This is a genomic window from Roseateles sp. P5_B10 (assembly GCF_056400485.1).
Genome location: NZ_JBFULE010000052.1, coordinates 1 through 17,548, shown reverse-complemented (window position 1 = coordinate 17,548; position 17,548 = coordinate 1). Strand labels below are relative to the sequence as shown.

Here is a 17,548-nt window from a genome sequence, read left to right as displayed (position 1 = left end):
CTTCGATATCGCGTTGGCGCTTTTGCCAATGCAGTTTTTCTTCCAACGTGGCCGACACCGATGCCGTACGGCGCACGTCCTTGATTTCACGGTCGAGTTCTTTAACTTCGTTTTCCAGCCCTAGCTTCATGTCGTCGGCCCAGGCGTCGAGCTTGCGCACCTCGGCGTCGAAGTAGCCGAGGTTGCGCAGGTTGACTTCGCGCAGTTGCTGTTCAGCTTGACGCTTGATCGCGTCTGCAAGCGCTGCACCTGGCATCAACAGTGCCTGCGGCGGGCTGTCCAAGACCTCGGCGGGTAGGCGCAGCAACTTGGCGGGGTCTTCATCGTGCAGGGCTTGGCCTGCGTCGGTGCAGGCGGCCAGCAGCAGGTAGTCTTCTGCGACGCCCAGGGCCTCGACGGTCAGCACGCTTAGGGTCAGCCAGCCGGTTTGGCCTTTGAGCGCTTCCAACGTGGACACCTTCGCGCCATAGGCCCCGTACATGAAGCGCAATTTGGCGTGTGGCAGGGTGCGGCCTTTGGCCTGCTCGATCAGGGCCTGGGCCAGTGGGTGGCCGGTGCGGTACAGGTGCGCTTCGCCACTCTGGCGGGGCAGCTCGTAGCGGCCGGGCGGTACATTGCCACTCGGCAAACCTGCTGGCGTTTGAGCCAGGTCGAAGCCGGTGTCGTCGAACGCGGCTTTGCCCGTCAGTTCTGCCCGGGTCAGGTCCATCAACAGGCGCTCGAACCGGTTGCGCGAGCCGGTGCTCTCGGCCTGCCGGGTTCTGAGCTTTTCCTGCACTACCTCATCAAAATTCTCCAGCAGCAGTTGCCGGGTCTTGAGCATGGCGGCATTAATCTCGCCGGACAGGTCCAGTTGCAGCTRCTGGAACGAGGATTCAATCTCTTGTGCGTCGCGGCAGGTCTGGTAGATGTCGGCGATGCGGCGCTCGAAGTCCACGCCGCTGCCAATGGTRCCGAGCACCTCATCGCTGGCACCGAACACGCCCTCGAAGAGTTGAAACTTCTGAGCCAGCAGTTCGTAAACGCGCCGGTCCGCCGCATTGCTGCGGTCAATGAAGTTGACCACCACGACATCGTGCTTCTGGCCATAGCGGTGGCAGCGGCCGATGCGCTGCTCGATGCGCTGGGGGTTCCACGGCAGGTCGTAGTTGATGACCAGCGAGCAAAACTGCAGATTGATACCCTCGGCCCCGGCCTCCGTGGCGATCATGATTTGCGCGGATTCACGAAAGTGCTCAACCAGGGCCGCCCGGGTGTCTGCCGTGCGGGAGCCGGTGATTCGGTCGGTGCCCGCGTGGCGCAGCAACCATGCGGTGTAGACCCGTTGCGCTTGCGGGCTGCTGTTGGTGCCGTTGAACAACACCGTCTGGCCCGCGTATTGACTCTGCTCCAGCAGCGAAAGCAGGTAGTCCTGCGTCCGCCGGGACTCCGTGAATATCAGGGCCTTGGGGGCGGCGTTCAGCTTTTGAAGCTCAACAAACGCACGGCCCAGGGCTTGCAGCAAGGCCTGACCCTTGGCGTTGTCGCTGATGGTGACGGCGCGGTGCTGGAAGGCGCGCAGCTCGGCCACTTCCTCGGCCACGCTGGCCAGGTGCTCGGGCGACTGCCTCGCGGCTTGCGTTGCCTCAGGCTCGCCCCATTCCTCTTCGGTCTCGGCCAGCGCCTCGTAGTCTTCATCGAGCTTTTCGGTCAGCGCTTCGTCAGCGCTTTCGCCGGCTGCAGATTCGATCTCGCCTTCCAGGCGCTCGGCCATGGTGCCGAGCGCGCCCGCAATGGCGTAGCTGCTAGAAGCCAACAGCTTCCACAGCACCAATGAAATTAGCTGCCGTTGGCTGGCGGGCAGGGCGTGGCTGCTCTGGCGGCGCAGATAGTCGGCGACCATCTGGTGCAGCGCCTGCTCTTCCGTCGAGGGGGTGAACTCCTGCACCAACGGTATGCGTTTGGTGTACGAGATATAGGGCTGCACCTGCCGGCGCAGGGTGCGCTTGCAAACAGTGGCCAGGCGCTGGCGCAGCTTGGCTAYGGTGTCGGGGTTGCCGAGCGAGCCGAACTGGTCGCGAAAGCTGCCCAGGTCGCCAAACACGCGGTCATCCACCATGCTGACCAAACCGTAGAGTTCCAGCAGGGAGTTCTGCAACGGGGTGGCGGTCAGTAGCAGCTTGAAGGCGTGAGGCAGGGCGTCTTTGAGCGCCTTGCCGATCACATTGCTTGGCTTGTAGACGTTGCGCAGCCGGTGAGCTTCGTCCATGACGACCAAGTCCCACGGCACCTGCTGCAAATCATCGGCCTTGGATTTTGCAAACTGGTACGAGCAAATGATGATGCGGCTGCTTTGCTCGAACGGCTTCTTCTGGCCCTCGCGCCGCAGCTGCTTGTAGTTCTTGGCCTCAAGAATGAGCGCTTGCAGGCTGAACTTGTCTTGCAGTTCCTGATGCCACTGCTTGCGCAGATTGGCCGGCACGATGATCAGGATGCGCCGCTTGCGCTCCGCCCAGCGCTGTGCGATCACCAGCCCCGCTTCAATCGTTTTGCCAAGGCCCACCTCGTCCGCCAGGATCACGCCTTTGGACAAGGGGCTCTGGAAGGCGAACAGCGCGGCATCGACCTGATGGGGATTCAGATCCACCTGGGCATCGACCAAGGTGGACGCCAGCAAATCAGCGGAGTCCGCGCCTAGGCGGCGCGACAACTGCCAGGCGAGGTATTGGGATTGGTAGGGGGTGATGTGCGTTGACAAGGCGCTGGCTTTTTGTTTCAGCCAATTATGCGGGGGCACCTTTCGCCGCGGACGTCGAAGATCAGCGCTGAATCTTGGCCTCGCGCAGCGTCTTGAATGCTTCCAGTGGCGACGTTTCACCACTAGATCCCGCCTTGACGCGGAGCCTTTGACGGCCAGGAAGGCAGAGCTCCGCTGCGCAGGCCTCGGATGACGATGACAAGTTCATCGATCAGCATGACCTTCCAGATTCAGACAGTCCGGCGCAACAGGACGTCAACACCAAGGTCTATCCACGCGACGCTGCGGTCCGACGTGCGGTGCTCCGGAGGGCACAGGGTCACTGCGAGCACTGCTATGCCGAGGGCTTCAAGACGTCAGACGGTCGCATGTATCTTGAAACCCATCACGTTGTTCCTCTAGCTGAGCGCGGCGTTGATCGGGTTTGGAACGTAGTCGGCCTGTGCCCTGGACATCATCGGGAAGCCCATCATGGCGCCCGGCGATTGGAGCTTCGAGGAATTCAAGGAGCTGATGCGACAGGCTTACGAGCCCGACATCGAGTTCGCTGCTTCGTTGAGCTAGTGGTGCGCGCCGATGCATGAACAGCTGCAACAGCAACCTGCCCGGGGCCAGACCTTCCTGGGTCATCACTGCGCTCGTCCACGGCCAGCACGGTGTTGATCTTCACGCCCTGCGGGTCGCCTCAGCGCGCCACCGCGCCCAACAACCCCCGCTGCCGCAGCCACTCCTCCACCCGCCTCGGCCAGGCCGACGCCGTGCCCAGCCCGTCACGCATGCCAATGCCATGCCCGCCCTGCTCGAACAGGTACAGCTCGGCCGGCACGCCGGCGCGGGTGAGGGCCTGGTAGTACAGGATGCTGTTCTGCACCGGCACGGTCTTGTCGCCCTGCGTGTGCAGCAGCACTGTGGGCGGGGTGGCGGCCGTCACCTGTTGCTCCAGGGAGGCCAGCGCCAGCAGCGCGGGGCCGGGCTCGGCACCGAGCAGCGCGCGGCGCGAGCCGGCGTGGGCGGCGGGGTCGGTCATCGTGATGACGGGGTAGACGAGGACGGCGAAGTCGGGCCGGGCGCTGACGCTGTTGTCCAGCGCGGCGCCGGTGCGGCCGTCGGGGTGGTCGAACAGCGTGCTGGCGCTGGCCGCCAGGTGGCCGCCGGCGGAGCTGCCCATCACGCCGATGCGCTTGGGGTCGACACCGAACTCGGCCGCGCGCGAGCGCACCAGGCGCAGCGCGCGCAGCACGTCCTGCAGCGGCGCGGGGTGGCCCCATTCCTCCAGGCGGCCTTTCAGGATGAAGGTGGTGATGCCCAGCGTGCTCAGCCAGGCGRCGTATTGCAGGCCTTCGCGCTGCCACGACAGGTAGCGGTAGCCGCCACCCGGGCATAGGATGACGGCCGTGCCATGGGGCGATAGATGGCGGTCCACGGCGGGCGGCACCACGGTGAGCGTGGGCTGCGACACGTTGGCGATGCTGCCGTTCGCGTCGACGCGCTCGGGACCGAGGTCGCCGCGCGTGGCGGGAGCATCCGCCCGCACGGCGGCGGGTACGCCCTCGGGCCAGAGCGGCAGCACGTTCGGCGAGGGCGCGGCCCGGCTGAGCGACGGCAGCAGGGTCAACCAGGGCGACAGGATCAACGGGCGGCGCTGCATGCGTTGGGCGGGCTCGGTCGCCCGTGTTCAGCTTCGTTGGAGTGCAGTTTGCCCGCGGGATGCGTTCATGGCGGTGAGTGATTGCGCGCCGGCGCAGTTGTAGAGATTCGTGAGATCTCCATCGCCAGGGCCGTTGTGGGCATCCGAGGGGACACAATTGGCGCCGAATCGCTTGGCACGACCCCGTGCCGATGACATCCCGAGCGCGATTTCGCCGCCCCTGGCCGGCCCACCGGCAACCTGGGGGTGAGCCTCGCGCCAGCACAACGAACTGCCCTTCTCAGTGATCAGCGAATTGATCGCGAGCTACCGAACTACCTATTGGCTTCTTCAGCAAGCATCTCTCCATGACCCGCACACTGCGCATTTCCCATCTGCTCCCCYGCGTTCTTGCCAGCGCGATCCTCGTCGGCTCGGCCGGGCTCGCCAGCGCCGCGTCGCACGCCAAGCCCCACGCCGCGGCCAAGAAGGCTAAGAAGGCTGCCGCCCCCGCCGAGCAGGCGATGACGACCGACGCGAGCGGGCAGTCGGTGCCGGTGCTCGAGAACAAGGCGTGGGTGCTGATGGACTTCAACACGGGCCAGCTGCTCGCGTCGTCCAACCCGGACGAACCGCTGCCGCCGGCGTCGCTCACCAAGATGATGACCAGCTATCTGGTAGAGCAGGGCCTGAAGAACGGCAAGCTCAAGCCCGACGAGATGGTCACCATGAGCGAGAGCGCCTGGTGCCGCGGCGGCAAGGACGGCGACAGCTGCATGTTCGTGCCGCTCAACGAGAAGGCCTCCTTGATGGACATGCTGCGCGGCGTGGTCATCGCCAGCGGCAACGACGCCTCCAAGGCGCTGGCCGAACACGTCGGCGGCTCGGAGGCCGGTTTCGTCACCCTGATGAATGCCGAAGCCGCCAAGCTCGGCATGACGAAGACGCACTTTGCGAACGCCGCGGGCTTGCCCGACCCCAACAACAAGGCCTCGGCGAAGGACCTGGCCGTGCTGGCCGCGGCCATCATCCGCAACAGCGCCGAGTACTACCCGATCTACGCCGAGCGCGAGTTCACGTACAACAAGATCAAGCAGGGCAACCGCAACGCACTGCTCTACACCGACTCGACCGTCGACGGGCTCAAGACCGGGCATACGGAGGACGCCGGCTATTGCCTGACCGCCTCGTCCAAGCGCAATGGCATGCGCTTGATCTCGGTCATCATGAACGCGAACAGCAAGCAGGCCCGCGCTGACCAGACCCGGGTGTTGTTCAACTGGGGCTACGCCAATTTCGAGGAAGCCACGCCGGCCCAGGCGGGTGCTGCGCTGGCCAACGCCAAGGTGGTGTACGGCGTGGCCCCCGAGGTGGCGGCGGGCTTGGCCAAGCCGTGGACGCTGGTGGTGCCCAAGGGCCAGGCCGCCGCGGTCAAGACCGAGTTGACGCTGAACCCGGGCCTGGAGGCGCCCATCGCCAAGGGGGCGGTGATCGGCAAGGCGGTCGCGGTGGCCAATGGCAAGACGCTGGGCGAGGCGCCAGTCGTCGCGCTGGCTGACGTGGAGCGCGCCGGCTTCTTCCTGCGCATCAAGCAGCGCATCTCCGGCTGGTTCTCGAAATAGGCCGAACCCGGGTCGTCAGCGTCCGGTGGCGGCCCACCAGATGCCACCCCAGAGGTGGTCCAGGTAGCGCTCGTCGCGGTACATGGCCTGGTTGTGGCCCAGCGCCGTGACGAAAACGCGGCCCTTTTCGTAGGCCTGCCACCAGCTCACCGGGTGGTCGGCGCCCATGCCCTTGGCGACTTGGCCGGGCCAGATCTTGGTGGGGTCGTAGCTGCGCTCGTCCACGGCCAGCACGGGGTTGATCTTCACGCCATGCGGGTTGCTGAACTCGTACCACTCGTCTGACCAGATCCAGCGGTCCGGCAGGCCGAAGGTGGCGGGGTGGCTGGCGTCGGTCTTGGTGACGACGGCCGTCTGCAGCATGGGGTGGATGACGAAGGAGCGGCCGACGAGCTTTTCGTACCAGGGCCACAGGCCCGGCTTGCTGATGATGGCGCGGTGCACGACGACGGCGTTGCCGCCGGCCTTCATGTAGCGCTCGAAGCCGGCGCGCTGAGCCTCGTTGAATTCCTCGCCCGAGCTGTTGAGCAGCACCACGGCCGCGTACTTGCTCAGGTCGCCCTCGAAGGCGCCGGGCTGGGCCGTCCAGGTCAGCTCGAAGGCATGCAGCCGGGCCAGCTTCTCGAAGCTTTCACGCGCCACCGGGATGTACTCGTAGTGGTACTTGGTGGGCATGGCCAGCACGAGGATGGCGAACTGGGTGTCGGCCGCCAGGGCCGGCGTGCTGGCCACGGCGGCGGCCACCGCGAGGGCGTTCAGGGTTTTCTTCATCGTGCGGCCGATTCTTCCAGCAACCACCCGCCCAGCTGCCGCATCGCCGCGGGCGTGCGCGCCAGGCTGCGGTGGTTGGTGCCGGCGAGCTGGTGCACGGTCACGGCCGAACCGGCGCTTTGCAGGGCCTGCACGAGGGTGTGCGAATGCGCGTGCGGCACCTGGCGGTCCTGCTCGGCCAGCAGCACCAGCACCTCGCAGTTCAGCGCGCGTGCGGCGGCAACGCTGTCCAGCGGCGAGCGCAGCCAGGGCGTCAGCGGCGCGAGCAGCAGGTTGCGCCGCAGTACCGCGCGCAGGCTTTTCAGCGGCGTGATGAGCGCGACGCTGGCCACCGGGCGGCCGGCCGCGGCCCGGCGCGCCGCAAGCTGCATGGCCACGCCGGTGCCCAGGCTGCGGCCAGCCAGGTGCAGGGCGCCCGGCGGCAAGCCGAGCCGCGCCAGCCCCCAGGCTGCGGCGGCTTCGGCGTCGGCCACGCAGGCGGCCTCGCTCGGCCAGCCGCCGCTCTCGCCCAGGCTGCGGTAGTTGAAGGCCAGCAGCGCGCAGTCGTCGGGCAGCCAGCCGGCAAGGTCGGGCGTCCAGGCGACGTTTTCGTTGCGACCGCCAAACCACAGCAGCAGGCGGCGGGGTGCCTCGCCCACGGGCTGGGTCAGCCAGCCCTGCAGGCGCACGCCGCCGGGGCGATTCAGCCAGACGGCCTCGCTGCGCCTTCGGGCCGCTGCGGGGCCGGGGTCAGTGCGGCGGATGACCCAGGTGCGGCCGAACAGCAGCTTGCCCTGCAGGCCGATGAGGGCGGCCGGCAAGGCAAGCAGGGCGAGCAGGGCACAGGCCCAGGGCAGGAGAGCGGTCAGCGGTGGCATGGGCCGAGGCTAGGCCGCCTGCATGACAGCGTGGTGAGCGCGGGCTTCAACGTGTGCAAGGCGCCGCGTTGCCCAGGGCCACGCGCGGCGCCGGCACTGCGGCGGGCTTGGGCGCCCACACGGTCAGCGCCAGGCCGAAGCCCACCAGTGCCGCGCCGGCGATCTCGTTGGCATGCGGCGCCTCGCCCATCACGGCGTGCACGGCGATGACGGACACCGGCACCATGTTCAGGAACAGCGTCCCCAGCGGCGCGCCGAGCTTCTTCACGCCGGCATTGAAGGCCAGCACGGCGGCCACGGTGGGCACCAGGGCGATGTAGACGAGCTTCGGGCTCAGGCCCAGCAGCAGCTCGGCCGACGGCGCCTCGGCCCAGCCCAGCAGCGTGGCGAGCAGCGCCACCAGTGCCAGACCGGGCAGCGCGGCGATGGCTGTCAGCGCGGTGTACTCCAGCGGGCTGTGGTCGGGCACCTTGGCCATGGCGCGGGTGTAGAGCACCCAGCCCAGCGTGCCGGTCAGCGTGATCGCGTCGCCCAGCAGCATGCGGGCATTGATCTCACTCGCCTGGCCCAGCAGGTTGGCCACGGTGGCCACACCCGTGAGGGCCAGCGCGGCGCCGAGGATGGCGCGCAGCGGCGGGCGTTGGCCGTCCAGCGCCCAGCGCAGCGCCATGGTCGTGAAGGGCATGGTGGCCATGATGACGGAGCCGTGCGAGGGCAGCGACAGGCGCAGGCCATGGAACACCATGATGCTGAACACGCCATAGCCGGCCAGGCCGACGAGGCTGTGGCGCAGCGCGTGGCGGCGCAGCTTGGCCCAGGGTTGGCTGCCGGCGAAGTGCACCAGCAAGGCCAGCACCGCGGTGGCCAGCGTGTAGCGGGAGAAGGTGAACCAGACGGGGTCGAGCTGGGCGACGACGGGCTTGCCGATCAGGAACAGGCTGCCCCAGGCGGAGGTGGCAAAGAGCAGGGCGGTGATGGCGCCGGGCCGGGTGTTGGCGGTCATGGAGGGTCTCCAGACGAATTTCAGTTCCACCACTTTGGGCGCCTCGCGCGAAACCATCCATTCGTTTCGGCCGACCGCCCCGTTCGGAAAATCCACACCCCCGCCCCGTCGCCTCTGCGCAGAATGGCGGCCATGGAGATCTACCAGCTCAAGACCTTTGTCGCCGTGGCCACCGAGGGCAACCTGACGCGCGCCGCGGAGCGCGTGTTCACCAGCCCGCCGGCGGTCAGCGCCCAGCTCAAGGCGCTGGAGGACGAGTTCGGCGTGAAGCTGTTCGAGCGCAGCGCCCGCGGCATGGCGCTGACGGCCGCCGGCGAGCGCCTGCTGGAGGAGGCGCGCCGCACGCTGGCCGCGGCCCAGGGCATGCAGGCGGCGGCCGCGCAGATCCGCGGCGAGGCGCGCGGCCAGGTGCGCATGGGCACGGTCAGCGACGCGGTGGCGCTGCGCCTGGGCGAGGTGTTCGTGCACCTGGCCGAACACCACCCGGGGGTGCAGCTGCAACTGCAGCAGCTGGTGTCACTGCGCGCCATCGCCGCCGTGCGCCGTGGCGAGCTGGACTGCGCCTGCGTGCTGCACGAGCACGCCGAGATCGAGGGCCTGGAAGTGCGGCGCCTGCAGGCCGCCGAGATCGTGCCCGTGGTGCCGCAGCGCCTGCTGATACACGGCGGCCTGCCGCCCGACCTGGCCGGCCTGGCCGCCCTGCCCTGGGTGACGACACCGCCCGACTGCGGCCTGCGCAGCCACCAGGAAAGGCTGTTCGCCCAAGCCGGCGCCGTGCTGGAGGTGGGCCTGCAGGCCGACACCGAGGTGGCGGTGCGCAGCATGGTGGCGGCCGGCATGGGCGCCGGCATGGTGCGGCGCGACCAGGCCACGCTGATGGAAGACGCCGGCCAGGCCCGCATCTGGCCGGGCTGGTCGGCGCCGACCTGGTTCTGCTGGATCAGCAGCCCGGCGGCGCTTGCCGTGCCGGCCGTGGGCGCGGTGCGGGACGCGGTGGCGCTGACCTGGGTTTAAGGCGTCTTGGCCGCGGGCGCACGCAACTGGGCGACGGCGGCCTCGAACTGCTGGGCGGCCTGCTTCAGCGCATCCAGCTCGGTGCTGGCTCGCGCCAGTGCCTTTTGGGCGGCGTCACGGGCAGCGGCCTCGCCGCCGGCCGGCGCCGCGGCGATGGCACCCAGGCGGGTCTGGGCCTCGGTCAGCGCGCGGGCGAGCTGGTCGCGCAGCGCGTCCAGGCGGCTCGACAGGCCCTGCGCCTCGTCCAGCTTCTGGCGCCTTGCCGCGTCGACGTCACCCGGCGCGTTGCGCAAGCCCTCAAGCGTCTCGCGATCGCTCTTGATGTGGGCCTCCAGCGCGTCGCGCTCGGTGGCCAGAGCCGCCTGCTGGCGCTGCGGGGCTACGGGGTCGGCGGGCGTGCCTTCGTTGCGCGCACGCAGGCCGTCACCGGCGCTCTTGCTGCCGAAGTAGAAGCCCACCACCGTCGTCAGCAGGGTGATGATGGCGGTGAGCAGCTGCTTTTGCGCGTCCATCGCGCTGGCCGAGGGGCGCGACTCCAGCGTGTAGAGATTGAGCTTGGCATTGGCGCCGGCATCGGTGCCCGAGGCGGCGCGGCCGGGTGAGGCGACGACGACCAGCAGCGAAGGCACCTGCTTGTAGCGCGTGATCTCGTCCGCCAGCCGTGCCAGCGGCACCTCGATCTGCTCGAAGGGTTTGTCGCCGGGGCGGGGCATGCGGGCCTCTTCTTGCGCTTCGCTGAAGAACTTGAGGCCGAACACCGCGAACAGCACCATCACGCCCACGGCCAGCAGCGTGCGCACCGAACCCGAGGGCAGGCCGAAAGCCTCGTTGGCGTCGTTGAGGTTGAGGCCGCCGAAGACGATGGCCGTCAGCGTCAGCGCGGTGGCCATCAACACCAGCAGGCCGACAAACCAGAGCGCGGAATCGCCTCTCGGGTTCGGCGCCAGCAAGGTGAGCGCCAGGACCGCGCAGATCGCCAGCAACCCGATGACGCCCCATTTGACCCGCCGGGAAACTTTCTCGTCGTCCATGGCAATCTCACGCGCTGATATGCAGGATCGCGACGCTAACCGCCATGGCCGGGCCGGGCATCCTCAGCTTTGCGGAGCCGGCCGCGTCACACCTTGGTCATGCAAGCGAAGCGGTCGCAGCGCAAACTAGGGCCATGGCCTACACGCACACCCTCGGCGGCGAGCGCTACAGCTTCGCGGACCTGCGCACCCTGCTCGCCAAAGCCAGCCCGCGGCGCTCGGGGGACGAGCTGGCCGGCGTGGCCGCGGCSAMKGCGCGCGAGCGGGTSGCYGCGCAGCTGGCGCTGGCSGAYCTGCCGCTGACGACTTTCCTGAACGAAGCCGTCGTGCCCTACGAGAGCGACGAGGTCACGCGGCTGATCGTCGACACGCATGACGCGGCCGCCTTCGCGCCGATCTCGCATTTGACGGTGGGCGGTTTGCGCGACGCGCTGCTGGGCGATGCCGTCGACCCGGAGCAGATCGCCGCGGGCCTGACGCCCGAGATGGCCGCCGCCGTCAGCAAACTCTGCCGCGTGCAGGACTTGATGCTGATCGCGCAGCGCTGCGAGGTCGTCACGCAGTTCCGCAGCACCATTGGCCTGCGCGGCCGGCTGGCCACGCGGCTGCAGCCCAACCACCCAACCGACGACGAGGCCGGCATCGCGGCCAGCCTGCTCGATGGCCTGCTGATGGGCGCGGGAGATGCCGTTATCGGCATCAACCCGGCGACGGACAACCTGCCCCAGGTGATGCGCCTGCTGCAGATGCTCGACGCCGTCATCTCTCACCACGAGATCCCGACGCAGAGCTGCGTGCTGACGCATGTGACGACGACGATCGAGGCCATCGGGCGCGGCGCGCAGGTGGACCTGGTGTTCCAGTCCATCGCCGGCACCGAGGGCGCCAACCGCGGCTTTGGCATCACGCTGGCGGTGCTCGAAGAAGCACGGCAGGCGGCGCTGGCGCTCAAGCGCGGCGGCCGCCACGTCATGTATTTCGAGACCGGTCAGGGCAGTGCGCTGTCCAGCGGCGCCCATCATGGCTGCGACCAGCAGACGCTGGAGTGCCGCGCCTATGCCGTCGCGCGGCGCTTCGAGCCGCTGCTGGTCAACAGCGTCGTCGGCTTCATCGGGCCGGAGTATTTGTTCGACGGCAAGCAGATCCTGCGCGCGGGCCTGGAGGACCATTGCTGTGGCAAGCTGCTCGGCCTGCCCATGGGTGTGGACGTCTGCTTCACCAACCATGCCGAGGCCGATGTCGACGATGTGGACAGCCTGCTCACGCTGCTGTGCGCCGCCGGCTGCAACTACATCATGGGCGTGCCGGGCTCGGACGACATCATGCTGGGCTACCAGAGCACGAGTTTTCACGACGCGCTGGCGATGCGGCGCCTGCTGGGCCTGAGGCCGGCGCCGGAGTTCGAGGCCTGGCTGCAGCGCATGGGCATCTTCGAGGCTGGTGATGTGCCGCGATTGGCCGAGGGGCTGCCGGCACGGTTTGCGGCGCTGCTGGAGCAGGCATGAGCGCCGTGCCGGGCCGCCCCAAGCAAGCTCGCTCCCGCTTGGCGGGAGTGAGCCCGGACATGGGATGCCCAGTGGGCATCCCATGCCTGGCGAACGCCTGGCCGCGCTGTCGGCCAGGCAAGGCCGCAGGCCGAAGGGTGCACACGTGAGCGTCATCGAGCAACCCTGGGCCCGCCTGCGCCGCTACACGGCCGCGCGCATCGGCCTGGGCCGCGCCGGCATCAGCGTGCCGACCGCGGCTCACCTCGCCTTCCAGCAGGCGCATGCCGAGGCGCGCGATGCGGTGCATGCGCCGCTGGATGCCGACACGCTGCTGGCCGGGTTGCGCGCCTTGGGCGAGGCGCCGTTGCGGGCGCAAAGCCGGGCGGCGGACCGGGCGAGCTATCTGCAGCGACCCGACCTCGGCCGGCGGCTCAATGAGGCCGACGCCCAAGCGCTGCAAGAGTTGGACGTACCGGCAAGCGACCTCGCCTTCGTGTTGGCGGACGGCCTGTCTGCCCTGGCCCTGCAGCGCCAGGCCCTGCCGCTGCTCACGGCGCTGCGCGAGCGGCTGCTGCACGAAGGCGGCTGGACCTGGGCGCCGCCGGTCGTCGCGACGCAGGCTCGCGTGGCTCTTGGAGATGAGATCGGCGCGCTGCTGCATGCGCGCTGTGTCGTGGTGCTGATCGGCGAGCGGCCGGGGCTGTCGGCGCCGGACAGCCTGGGCGTCTATTTCAGCTGGGCACCGCACCTCGGGCTGGCGGATGCCGAGCGCAACTGCATCTCCAACGTGCGCCCCGAAGGATTGCCACCGCCAGCGGCCGCGGCCAAGCTGCACGTGCTGCTTGGCCTCGCGCGATCACGGCAAGTGAGCGGCATTGGGCTCAAGGATGAAGCGGACGAACGCGGCCTGCCGCACGCGGCGACGGCGGCGCCGCTGATGCGCCTGTTGGGCGGTTAGCGGCCCGGCCGGGGCGTCATCGTGTCGATGCCCGCGCCGGGGTCTTCCTCACCGGCCACGGAGTCATCGAAGGCGCCGTTCTTCACGTCGCGCGCGGGCCGCTGCTTGGCGGTGGGCCGCTCGACATCGCCAGCCTGGGGTGCGGCCGGTGCGGGCTCGGGCGGGATCGGCGGGGTGCGGGTCGGGTCAGGCATGGGGCCTCCGGAGTTCAATGAAAAAGGGGCGGCAGTGCCGCCCCTTCGATCAGCAAGCGGCGAGGGCCTGCTTACATCCACCAGGTCGAGCCGTAGTAGTCATAGACCTTGCGGCCGTACTCGTCGTTGTAGGTGGGCGTTTCGTCGCTCGGGTAGCGCGGTGCGCGCTCCAGCTGGGCCTTGTCGACGTTGACGACATAGCCGTCCTTGCTGGTGTCGTACTTCAGCTGATCCCAGGGCAGCGGGTAGCGGTCGGTGCCCATGCCCAGGAAACCGCCGAACTCCAGCGCCGCGTAGCGCACCTGGCCGGACTTCTTGTCGATGACGAGGTCGTCGATGGAGCCGAGCTTGTCGCCGCTGGGGCTGTAGACCTTGGTACCTTCGACCTTGGAGGAAGAAATGGTGGGAGTGACGCTGGCCATGATGGAACTCCTGGAAAGTTGAACACGGGTCACGGGGCAGGCTTTAACCCGCTCCGCCAGGTGCTGTGCACCATGCGTTGAATATGCTTGTTATGGCGGGGCCTGGCAGTCGGGCTAGGCGCCCAGCCCTTGTAGGAACCGGCCGACCGGCGGTCCGTTCTCGTCCACGCAGATCTGCCCCTGGCGGGACACATGCCAGGCGTCAGTCGGCCGCGATGGCCTCGATCTCCAGCAGCCAGTCGCTGTCGTAGATGCCGGCGATCAGCACGGTCAACGCCGGGCTGCGCGCGCCCAGCACCTCGCGGCGGATGGCGGAGTTCTCCAGGGCGTGTTTGCGGTCACCGAGATAGGTCGTGACCTTGACGAGGTGGTCCAGCGTCATGCCGGCCGCGCGCAGCTGGGCGTCGATGTGGGCCCAGACGAGGCGGCATTGCGCGGCGAAATCCTTGGGCACGGCACCGGCCCGATCGACCGGGATCTGGCCGCTGATGAAGAGCAGGCGCGACGGCGCCCGCAGTTCCAGGGCCTGGGCATAGCCACCCGACGGGGCGGGCGCTTCGGCGGCATTGATGGCGCGGGTCTTGGCCATGGCGGCTCCTGCGGTGGATGTCGTTGTCGCCAGGCCCAGGGCCAGGGTGCGGCGGGTGAGATTCATGGCTTGCTCCCGGGGCAGGCCGGCGGCCAGGTGGAGTCGGCGCCGGTTTGCAGGTCGATGAGGAAGAGCTCGCCCGAACGCTCGCCGTCGGCCTGGGCAAACAGCAGCCGGTCGGCCTTGGGCGACAGCAGCGGGCCGACCTGGAAGACATCATCGCGCGCCGGCACCCGGCCCAGGGGCCGCCAGCCGTCGCCGCCGCGCGCGAAGCGGTAGAGGTGGGAGCGGCCCTCGCGGTCGGACACGACGACGGCCTGGCTGCCGTCGCGCGACATCTCCACCTCGTAATCGTTGTGCGCCGTGTTCAGCGGTGCGCCCAGGTTGGCGACGCGCCAGCCGCCGTCGGCTCGGGGCGTGGCCACGTACACGTCGTTGCCGCCCAGGCCGCCGGGGCGGTCGGAGCCGAAGAAGAGACGGCCGTCGGGCAGGCGGCGCGGCAGCAGCTCGGATTGCGCTGAGTTGATGGGTTCGGGCAGCCGCCGTGGGGCACCCCATCCGCTGCGGCCGTCGCTGTCGGCGACCCAGATGTCCAGGTCGTCGCCTCGCTTGCCGGGGAAGGGCCGGTTGGACACGAACCAGAGCTGTCGGCCGTCGGCCGTGATGAAAGGGTCAGCCTCGCTGGCCGGCAGCGGCGCCGCGATGGCCAGGGGCACGGCCTCGCTCCAGCCCCGCGGGCCGCAGCTCGACTGCATGAGGCGGTAGGCCGAGAACTGCGGGTTGGCGCGCATGAAGATCATCGTGCGGCCGTCGGGGGCGAAGCTCGGCGAGGACTCGTACTGATCGGTCGAGACGCGCTCGGGCGTCCATCGCGAGGGGACGCTTGCCGCCGTGGCGGCGATGGCGAGGGCCAGCAGGGCCTTCATGGCGGTCTTTCGATGTCAGGTTGGCGGTAGTCTTGCGCCCGCCAAGCCGGCCTGACCTTTCGCATCGCGGATTCCGGGGACGAGGGCCTGCTAACACTACGGCAATGGGTCGCGTTGAGGCCAGAAGGGCCGCGAGCAAGGCGCAAAGCGGAGCCGGGTTGGCCACCCGGCGAGCACTTGCAACGCCGCGCGCGGCCTTTCTGGCCTCAACCCTTCGGGAAGGCCCGTCGCCAGGGGCCACTCGGCGTTGCACCGCTTGCCCGCACATCAGTGCGGGCGGCGTGCTGCGCCTTGATTGGCCCCTGGCAGCGAGCCTTCGCGACCCATTGCCGTAGYGTKAACAGGCCCTGGTCGGCTCAGACCTACAACCGGACGGTCCGGCCGCCGACGGCGCGGCCGCAGCGGGTCGCCCATAGTGTCGGGGTCACGTTGACCGATTCCGAAATGCCGCCCCGACAGAGATTTCAGCAATTGACCGCGGCCGTACTGGTCGCCGTGGCTGGCCTGACCGCCTGCCGCAAGGAAGTGCCGCCACCGCCAAGACCCGATGAGGTGCCCAGGCCCAAGGCGGCGGCTTCTTCGGCCTATGCCTTGCCCACCGCGTACGCGCGGTTTGGCCGCTGAGGCAAGCACCGAGGCAAAGACATGGCAGGCCCCAGCGCCAATCCCCGCGCCATCTGGAAGGGCGCCATCTCCTTTGGCCTCGTGCACGTGCCCGTGTCCCTGCACAGCGCCACGCAGGAGCAGGAGATCGATTTCGACTGGCTGGACAAGCGCAGCATGGACCCGGTGGGCTACAAGCGCATCAACAAGCGCACCGGCAAGGAGATCGACAAGGAACACATCGTCAAGGGCGTCAAGCTCGAGGGCGACGAGTACGTGGTGCTGTCCGACGACGAGATCAAGGCCGCCTACCCCAAGCGCACGCAGACCATCCAGATCGAGAACTTCGTCAAGGCGGCGGACGTGTCCTTCGTCTACATCGAGAAGCCTTACTACCTCGCGCCGGATGGCCGGGCCGACCGCGTCTATGCGCTGCTGCGCGAAGCGCTGGAGAAAGCCGGTGTCATCGGCATCGCGCGCTTCGTGCTGCACAACAAGGAGCACCTCGCGGCGCTGATCCCGGCCGGCCCGGCGTTGATGCTGGGCGTGCTGCGCTGGGCCGAGGAGATCCGCTCGCCCGATGCGCTGGACTTGCCTAAGGTGGGAGCCGCTGGCGCTGCGGGCGTCAAGCCCGCCGAGCTGAAGATGGCCCAGCAGCTCATCAGCCAGATGACTGCGGCCTGGAAGCCCGAGAAGTTCAAGGACGACTTCACGAGCGCCATCCATGAGCTGGTCAAGCGCAAGGCCAAGGCCGGCAAGACGGCGACCGTGCAGCCCTTCGAAGAGGCGCCGGACACGAGCAGCAGCAATGTCGTCGACCTGACCGAGCTGCTGAAGCAGAGCTTGGGCGGCAAGGCGCGCAAGCCCGAGAAGGCGGCGAAGGCACCGGCCGATAAGGCGCCGGCGAAGAAGGCGGCAGCCAAGCCCGCGGCCAAGCGTGGCGCGGCAAACCGCGGCAGGAAGGCCGCGTGAATTCAGGCGCACCGACGTCCTGCGGGAACACCTTTCGCCGGTGGTTCGACTGCGCCGCCGAAGACGTCGCCGAGTTCTGCTCTGGTCCGCTGACGGCAAGTCAAGAGCTGGCGGAGGCCTGATCGGTCAGCAGCTCCCATTCGCCGCGAAGGCTCTTGAGCGCGTAGTCGGCAAAGTGGCGTACGCGCGGGGCCAGATGCAATGCATGCGGGTACACGACATGCAGCGGTGCGCTGGGGATGCCGTATCGGCCCAGCACGCGCACCAGCGTTCCATCCCTCAGCTCCGAGCCMACATCCCATATTGACTTGAGAAAGATCCCGCCGCCGGCGAGCGCGAGTGCTTTGGCCGCGTTGCCGTCATTGCACAGGAAGGTCGCGTTCACCTCGGCCGAGACCGGTTTGCCTTCATGCTGGAAGAGCCAGTGCCGCGTGCTTCGCGTGCCGTAGAGGATGCAGTTGTGCGCTGAGAGCGCAGCAGGCGTGTCGGGAGAGCCGAAGCGCAGCAAATAGTCCGGCGCGGCGCACAGGACGAGCTCGCTGTCGGCGATGTGGCGTGCCGTCATCGTCGAGTCGTTGAGCACCCCGAAGCGCAGCGCCAGGTCAATGCCTTGTTCCACGAGATCCACGACGTCGTCGCTCAAGACGATCTCGATCCGCAACGCCGGATGCATGGCCTGGAACTGCGCCGCCAGGGGGGCGAGATAGCGCGTGCCCAGCATGCGCGGTGCCGTCA

At 68.5% G+C, this 17,548-nt stretch carries 16 protein-coding genes and 1 pseudogene; 6 read left to right on the top strand and 11 right to left on the bottom strand.

Annotation, left to right across the window (positions count from 1 at the left end; genetic code table 11):
- On the bottom strand, positions 1 to 2,725 hold a 2,725-nt coding region (locus AC1DU6_RS06195; protein ID WP_477856332.1), incomplete at its 3' end, for an SNF2-related protein.
- A gap of 380 nt (positions 2,726 to 3,105) precedes the next feature.
- Here AC1DU6_RS06195 and AC1DU6_RS06190 point away from each other — a divergent pair.
- A pseudogene (locus AC1DU6_RS06190) lies at positions 3,106 to 3,150 on the top strand (hypothetical protein); the annotation flags it as partial.
- 272 nt (positions 3,151 to 3,422) lie between these two features.
- On the opposite strand, the gene AC1DU6_RS06185 reads toward AC1DU6_RS06190, so the two are convergent.
- The gene (locus AC1DU6_RS06185; protein WP_477856331.1) at positions 3,423 to 4,385 is read right to left on the bottom strand and encodes an alpha/beta hydrolase; all 963 of its coding nucleotides are present in this window, start codon (positions 4,383 to 4,385) and stop codon (positions 3,423 to 3,425) included.
- A 347-nt stretch (positions 4,386 to 4,732) separates the two neighbouring features.
- Between AC1DU6_RS06185 and AC1DU6_RS06180 the strand changes: the two genes are divergently transcribed.
- Positions 4,733 to 5,986: a D-alanyl-D-alanine carboxypeptidase family protein gene (locus AC1DU6_RS06180; protein ID WP_477856330.1), complete on the top strand. Its 1,254-nt coding sequence runs from the start codon at positions 4,733 to 4,735 to the stop codon at positions 5,984 to 5,986.
- Positions 5,987 to 6,001: 15 nt separating this feature from the next.
- On the opposite strand, the gene AC1DU6_RS06175 is transcribed toward AC1DU6_RS06180, so the two are convergent.
- Genes AC1DU6_RS06175 through AC1DU6_RS06165 form a run of 3 tightly spaced genes read right to left on the bottom strand, consistent with a single transcriptional unit; the run spans position 6,002 to position 8,617 of the window.
- Complete coding sequence (locus tag AC1DU6_RS06175; RefSeq protein WP_477856329.1) at positions 6,002 to 6,757, bottom strand: ThuA domain-containing protein; 756 nt, start codon at positions 6,755 to 6,757, stop codon at positions 6,002 to 6,004.
- Positions 6,754 to 7,614 (bottom strand): alpha/beta hydrolase family protein, encoded by an 861-nt coding sequence (locus AC1DU6_RS06170; RefSeq protein WP_477856328.1) that lies wholly within the window; start codon positions 7,612 to 7,614, stop codon positions 6,754 to 6,756. Before AC1DU6_RS06170 ends, AC1DU6_RS06175 begins: the two co-directional genes overlap by 4 nt.
- Before the next feature lie 46 nt (positions 7,615 to 7,660).
- Complete coding sequence (locus tag AC1DU6_RS06165; RefSeq protein WP_477856327.1) at positions 7,661 to 8,617, bottom strand: DMT family transporter; 957 nt, start codon at positions 8,615 to 8,617, stop codon at positions 7,661 to 7,663.
- 132 nt (positions 8,618 to 8,749) lie between these two features.
- Here AC1DU6_RS06165 and AC1DU6_RS06160 point away from each other — a divergent pair, with 132 nt between their 5' ends.
- Complete coding sequence (locus AC1DU6_RS06160) at positions 8,750 to 9,631, top strand: LysR family transcriptional regulator (RefSeq protein ID WP_477856326.1); 882 nt, start codon at positions 8,750 to 8,752, stop codon at positions 9,629 to 9,631.
- On the opposite strand, the gene AC1DU6_RS06155 is transcribed toward AC1DU6_RS06160, so the two are convergent.
- Positions 9,628 to 10,662: a hypothetical protein gene (locus tag AC1DU6_RS06155; protein WP_477856325.1), complete on the bottom strand. Its 1,035-nt coding sequence runs from the start codon at positions 10,660 to 10,662 to the stop codon at positions 9,628 to 9,630. The genes AC1DU6_RS06160 and AC1DU6_RS06155 overlap by 4 nt on opposite strands.
- Before the next feature lie 134 nt (positions 10,663 to 10,796).
- Here AC1DU6_RS06155 and AC1DU6_RS06150 point away from each other — a divergent pair, with 134 nt between their 5' ends.
- Positions 10,797 to 12,167: an ethanolamine ammonia-lyase subunit EutB gene (locus AC1DU6_RS06150; RefSeq protein WP_477856324.1), complete on the top strand. Its 1,371-nt coding sequence runs from the start codon at positions 10,797 to 10,799 to the stop codon at positions 12,165 to 12,167.
- A gap of 82 nt (positions 12,168 to 12,249) precedes the next feature.
- On the top strand, positions 12,250 to 13,107 hold the full coding sequence (eutC, locus tag AC1DU6_RS06145; RefSeq protein ID WP_477856323.1) for an ethanolamine ammonia-lyase subunit EutC: 858 nt from the start codon (positions 12,250 to 12,252) through the stop codon (positions 13,105 to 13,107).
- Here the strand turns inward: eutC and AC1DU6_RS06140 are convergent.
- The 4 genes from AC1DU6_RS06140 to AC1DU6_RS06125 form a co-directional block, all read right to left on the bottom strand.
- A complete protein-coding gene (locus tag AC1DU6_RS06140; RefSeq protein ID WP_056191317.1) occupies positions 13,104 to 13,301 on the bottom strand; it encodes a hypothetical protein in 198 nt (65 codons plus the stop codon). The genes eutC and AC1DU6_RS06140 overlap by 4 nt on opposite strands.
- Before the next feature lie 71 nt (positions 13,302 to 13,372).
- A complete protein-coding gene (locus tag AC1DU6_RS06135; RefSeq protein WP_056191319.1) occupies positions 13,373 to 13,723 on the bottom strand; it encodes a PRC-barrel domain-containing protein in 351 nt (116 codons plus the stop codon).
- Positions 13,724 to 13,925: 202 nt separating this feature from the next.
- Positions 13,926 to 14,378, bottom strand: a complete 453-nt coding sequence (locus tag AC1DU6_RS06130) for a RidA family protein (protein WP_477856322.1) — start codon at positions 14,376 to 14,378, stop codon at positions 13,926 to 13,928.
- Positions 14,375 to 15,238 (bottom strand): TolB family protein, encoded by an 864-nt coding sequence (locus AC1DU6_RS06125; protein WP_477856321.1) that lies wholly within the window; start codon positions 15,236 to 15,238, stop codon positions 14,375 to 14,377. Before AC1DU6_RS06125 ends, AC1DU6_RS06130 begins: the two co-directional genes overlap by 4 nt.
- 645 nt (positions 15,239 to 15,883) lie before the next feature.
- Between AC1DU6_RS06125 and ku the strand changes: the two genes are divergently transcribed.
- Complete coding sequence (ku, locus tag AC1DU6_RS06120) at positions 15,884 to 16,813, top strand: non-homologous end joining protein Ku (protein WP_477856320.1); 930 nt, start codon at positions 15,884 to 15,886, stop codon at positions 16,811 to 16,813.
- 100 nt (positions 16,814 to 16,913) lie between these two features.
- Here the strand turns inward: ku and AC1DU6_RS06115 are convergent, their stop codons facing one another.
- Positions 16,914 to 17,534 (bottom strand): substrate binding domain-containing protein, encoded by a 621-nt coding sequence (locus tag AC1DU6_RS06115; protein WP_477856319.1) that lies wholly within the window; start codon positions 17,532 to 17,534, stop codon positions 16,914 to 16,916.
- Positions 17,535 to 17,548 lie beyond the last annotated feature (14 nt).

Coding starts and splice junctions, on each gene's coding strand:
- AC1DU6_RS06125 (WP_477856321.1), bottom strand. CDS start 15,238: ATGAAGGCCCTGCTGGCCCTCGCCATCGCCGCCACGGCGGCAAGCGTC.
- ku (WP_477856320.1), top strand. CDS start 15,884: ATGGCAGGCCCCAGCGCCAATCCCCGCGCCATCTGGAAGGGCGCCATC.
- eutC (WP_477856323.1), top strand. CDS start 12,250: ATGCCTGGCGAACGCCTGGCCGCGCTGTCGGCCAGGCAAGGCCGCAGG.
- AC1DU6_RS06155 (WP_477856325.1), bottom strand. CDS start 10,662: ATGGACGACGAGAAAGTTTCCCGGCGGGTCAAATGGGGCGTCATCGGG.
- AC1DU6_RS06135 (WP_056191319.1), bottom strand. CDS start 13,723: ATGGCCAGCGTCACTCCCACCATTTCTTCCTCCAAGGTCGAAGGTACC.
- AC1DU6_RS06165 (WP_477856327.1), bottom strand. CDS start 8,617: ATGACCGCCAACACCCGGCCCGGCGCCATCACCGCCCTGCTCTTTGCC.
- AC1DU6_RS06175 (WP_477856329.1), bottom strand. CDS start 6,757: ATGAAGAAAACCCTGAACGCCCTCGCGGTGGCCGCCGCCGTGGCCAGC.
- AC1DU6_RS06160 (WP_477856326.1), top strand. CDS start 8,750: ATGGAGATCTACCAGCTCAAGACCTTTGTCGCCGTGGCCACCGAGGGC.
- AC1DU6_RS06130 (WP_477856322.1), bottom strand. CDS start 14,378: ATGAATCTCACCCGCCGCACCCTGGCCCTGGGCCTGGCGACAACGACA.
- AC1DU6_RS06140 (WP_056191317.1), bottom strand. CDS start 13,301: ATGCCTGACCCGACCCGCACCCCGCCGATCCCGCCCGAGCCCGCACCG.
- AC1DU6_RS06170 (WP_477856328.1), bottom strand. CDS start 7,614: ATGCCACCGCTGACCGCTCTCCTGCCCTGGGCCTGTGCCCTGCTCGCC.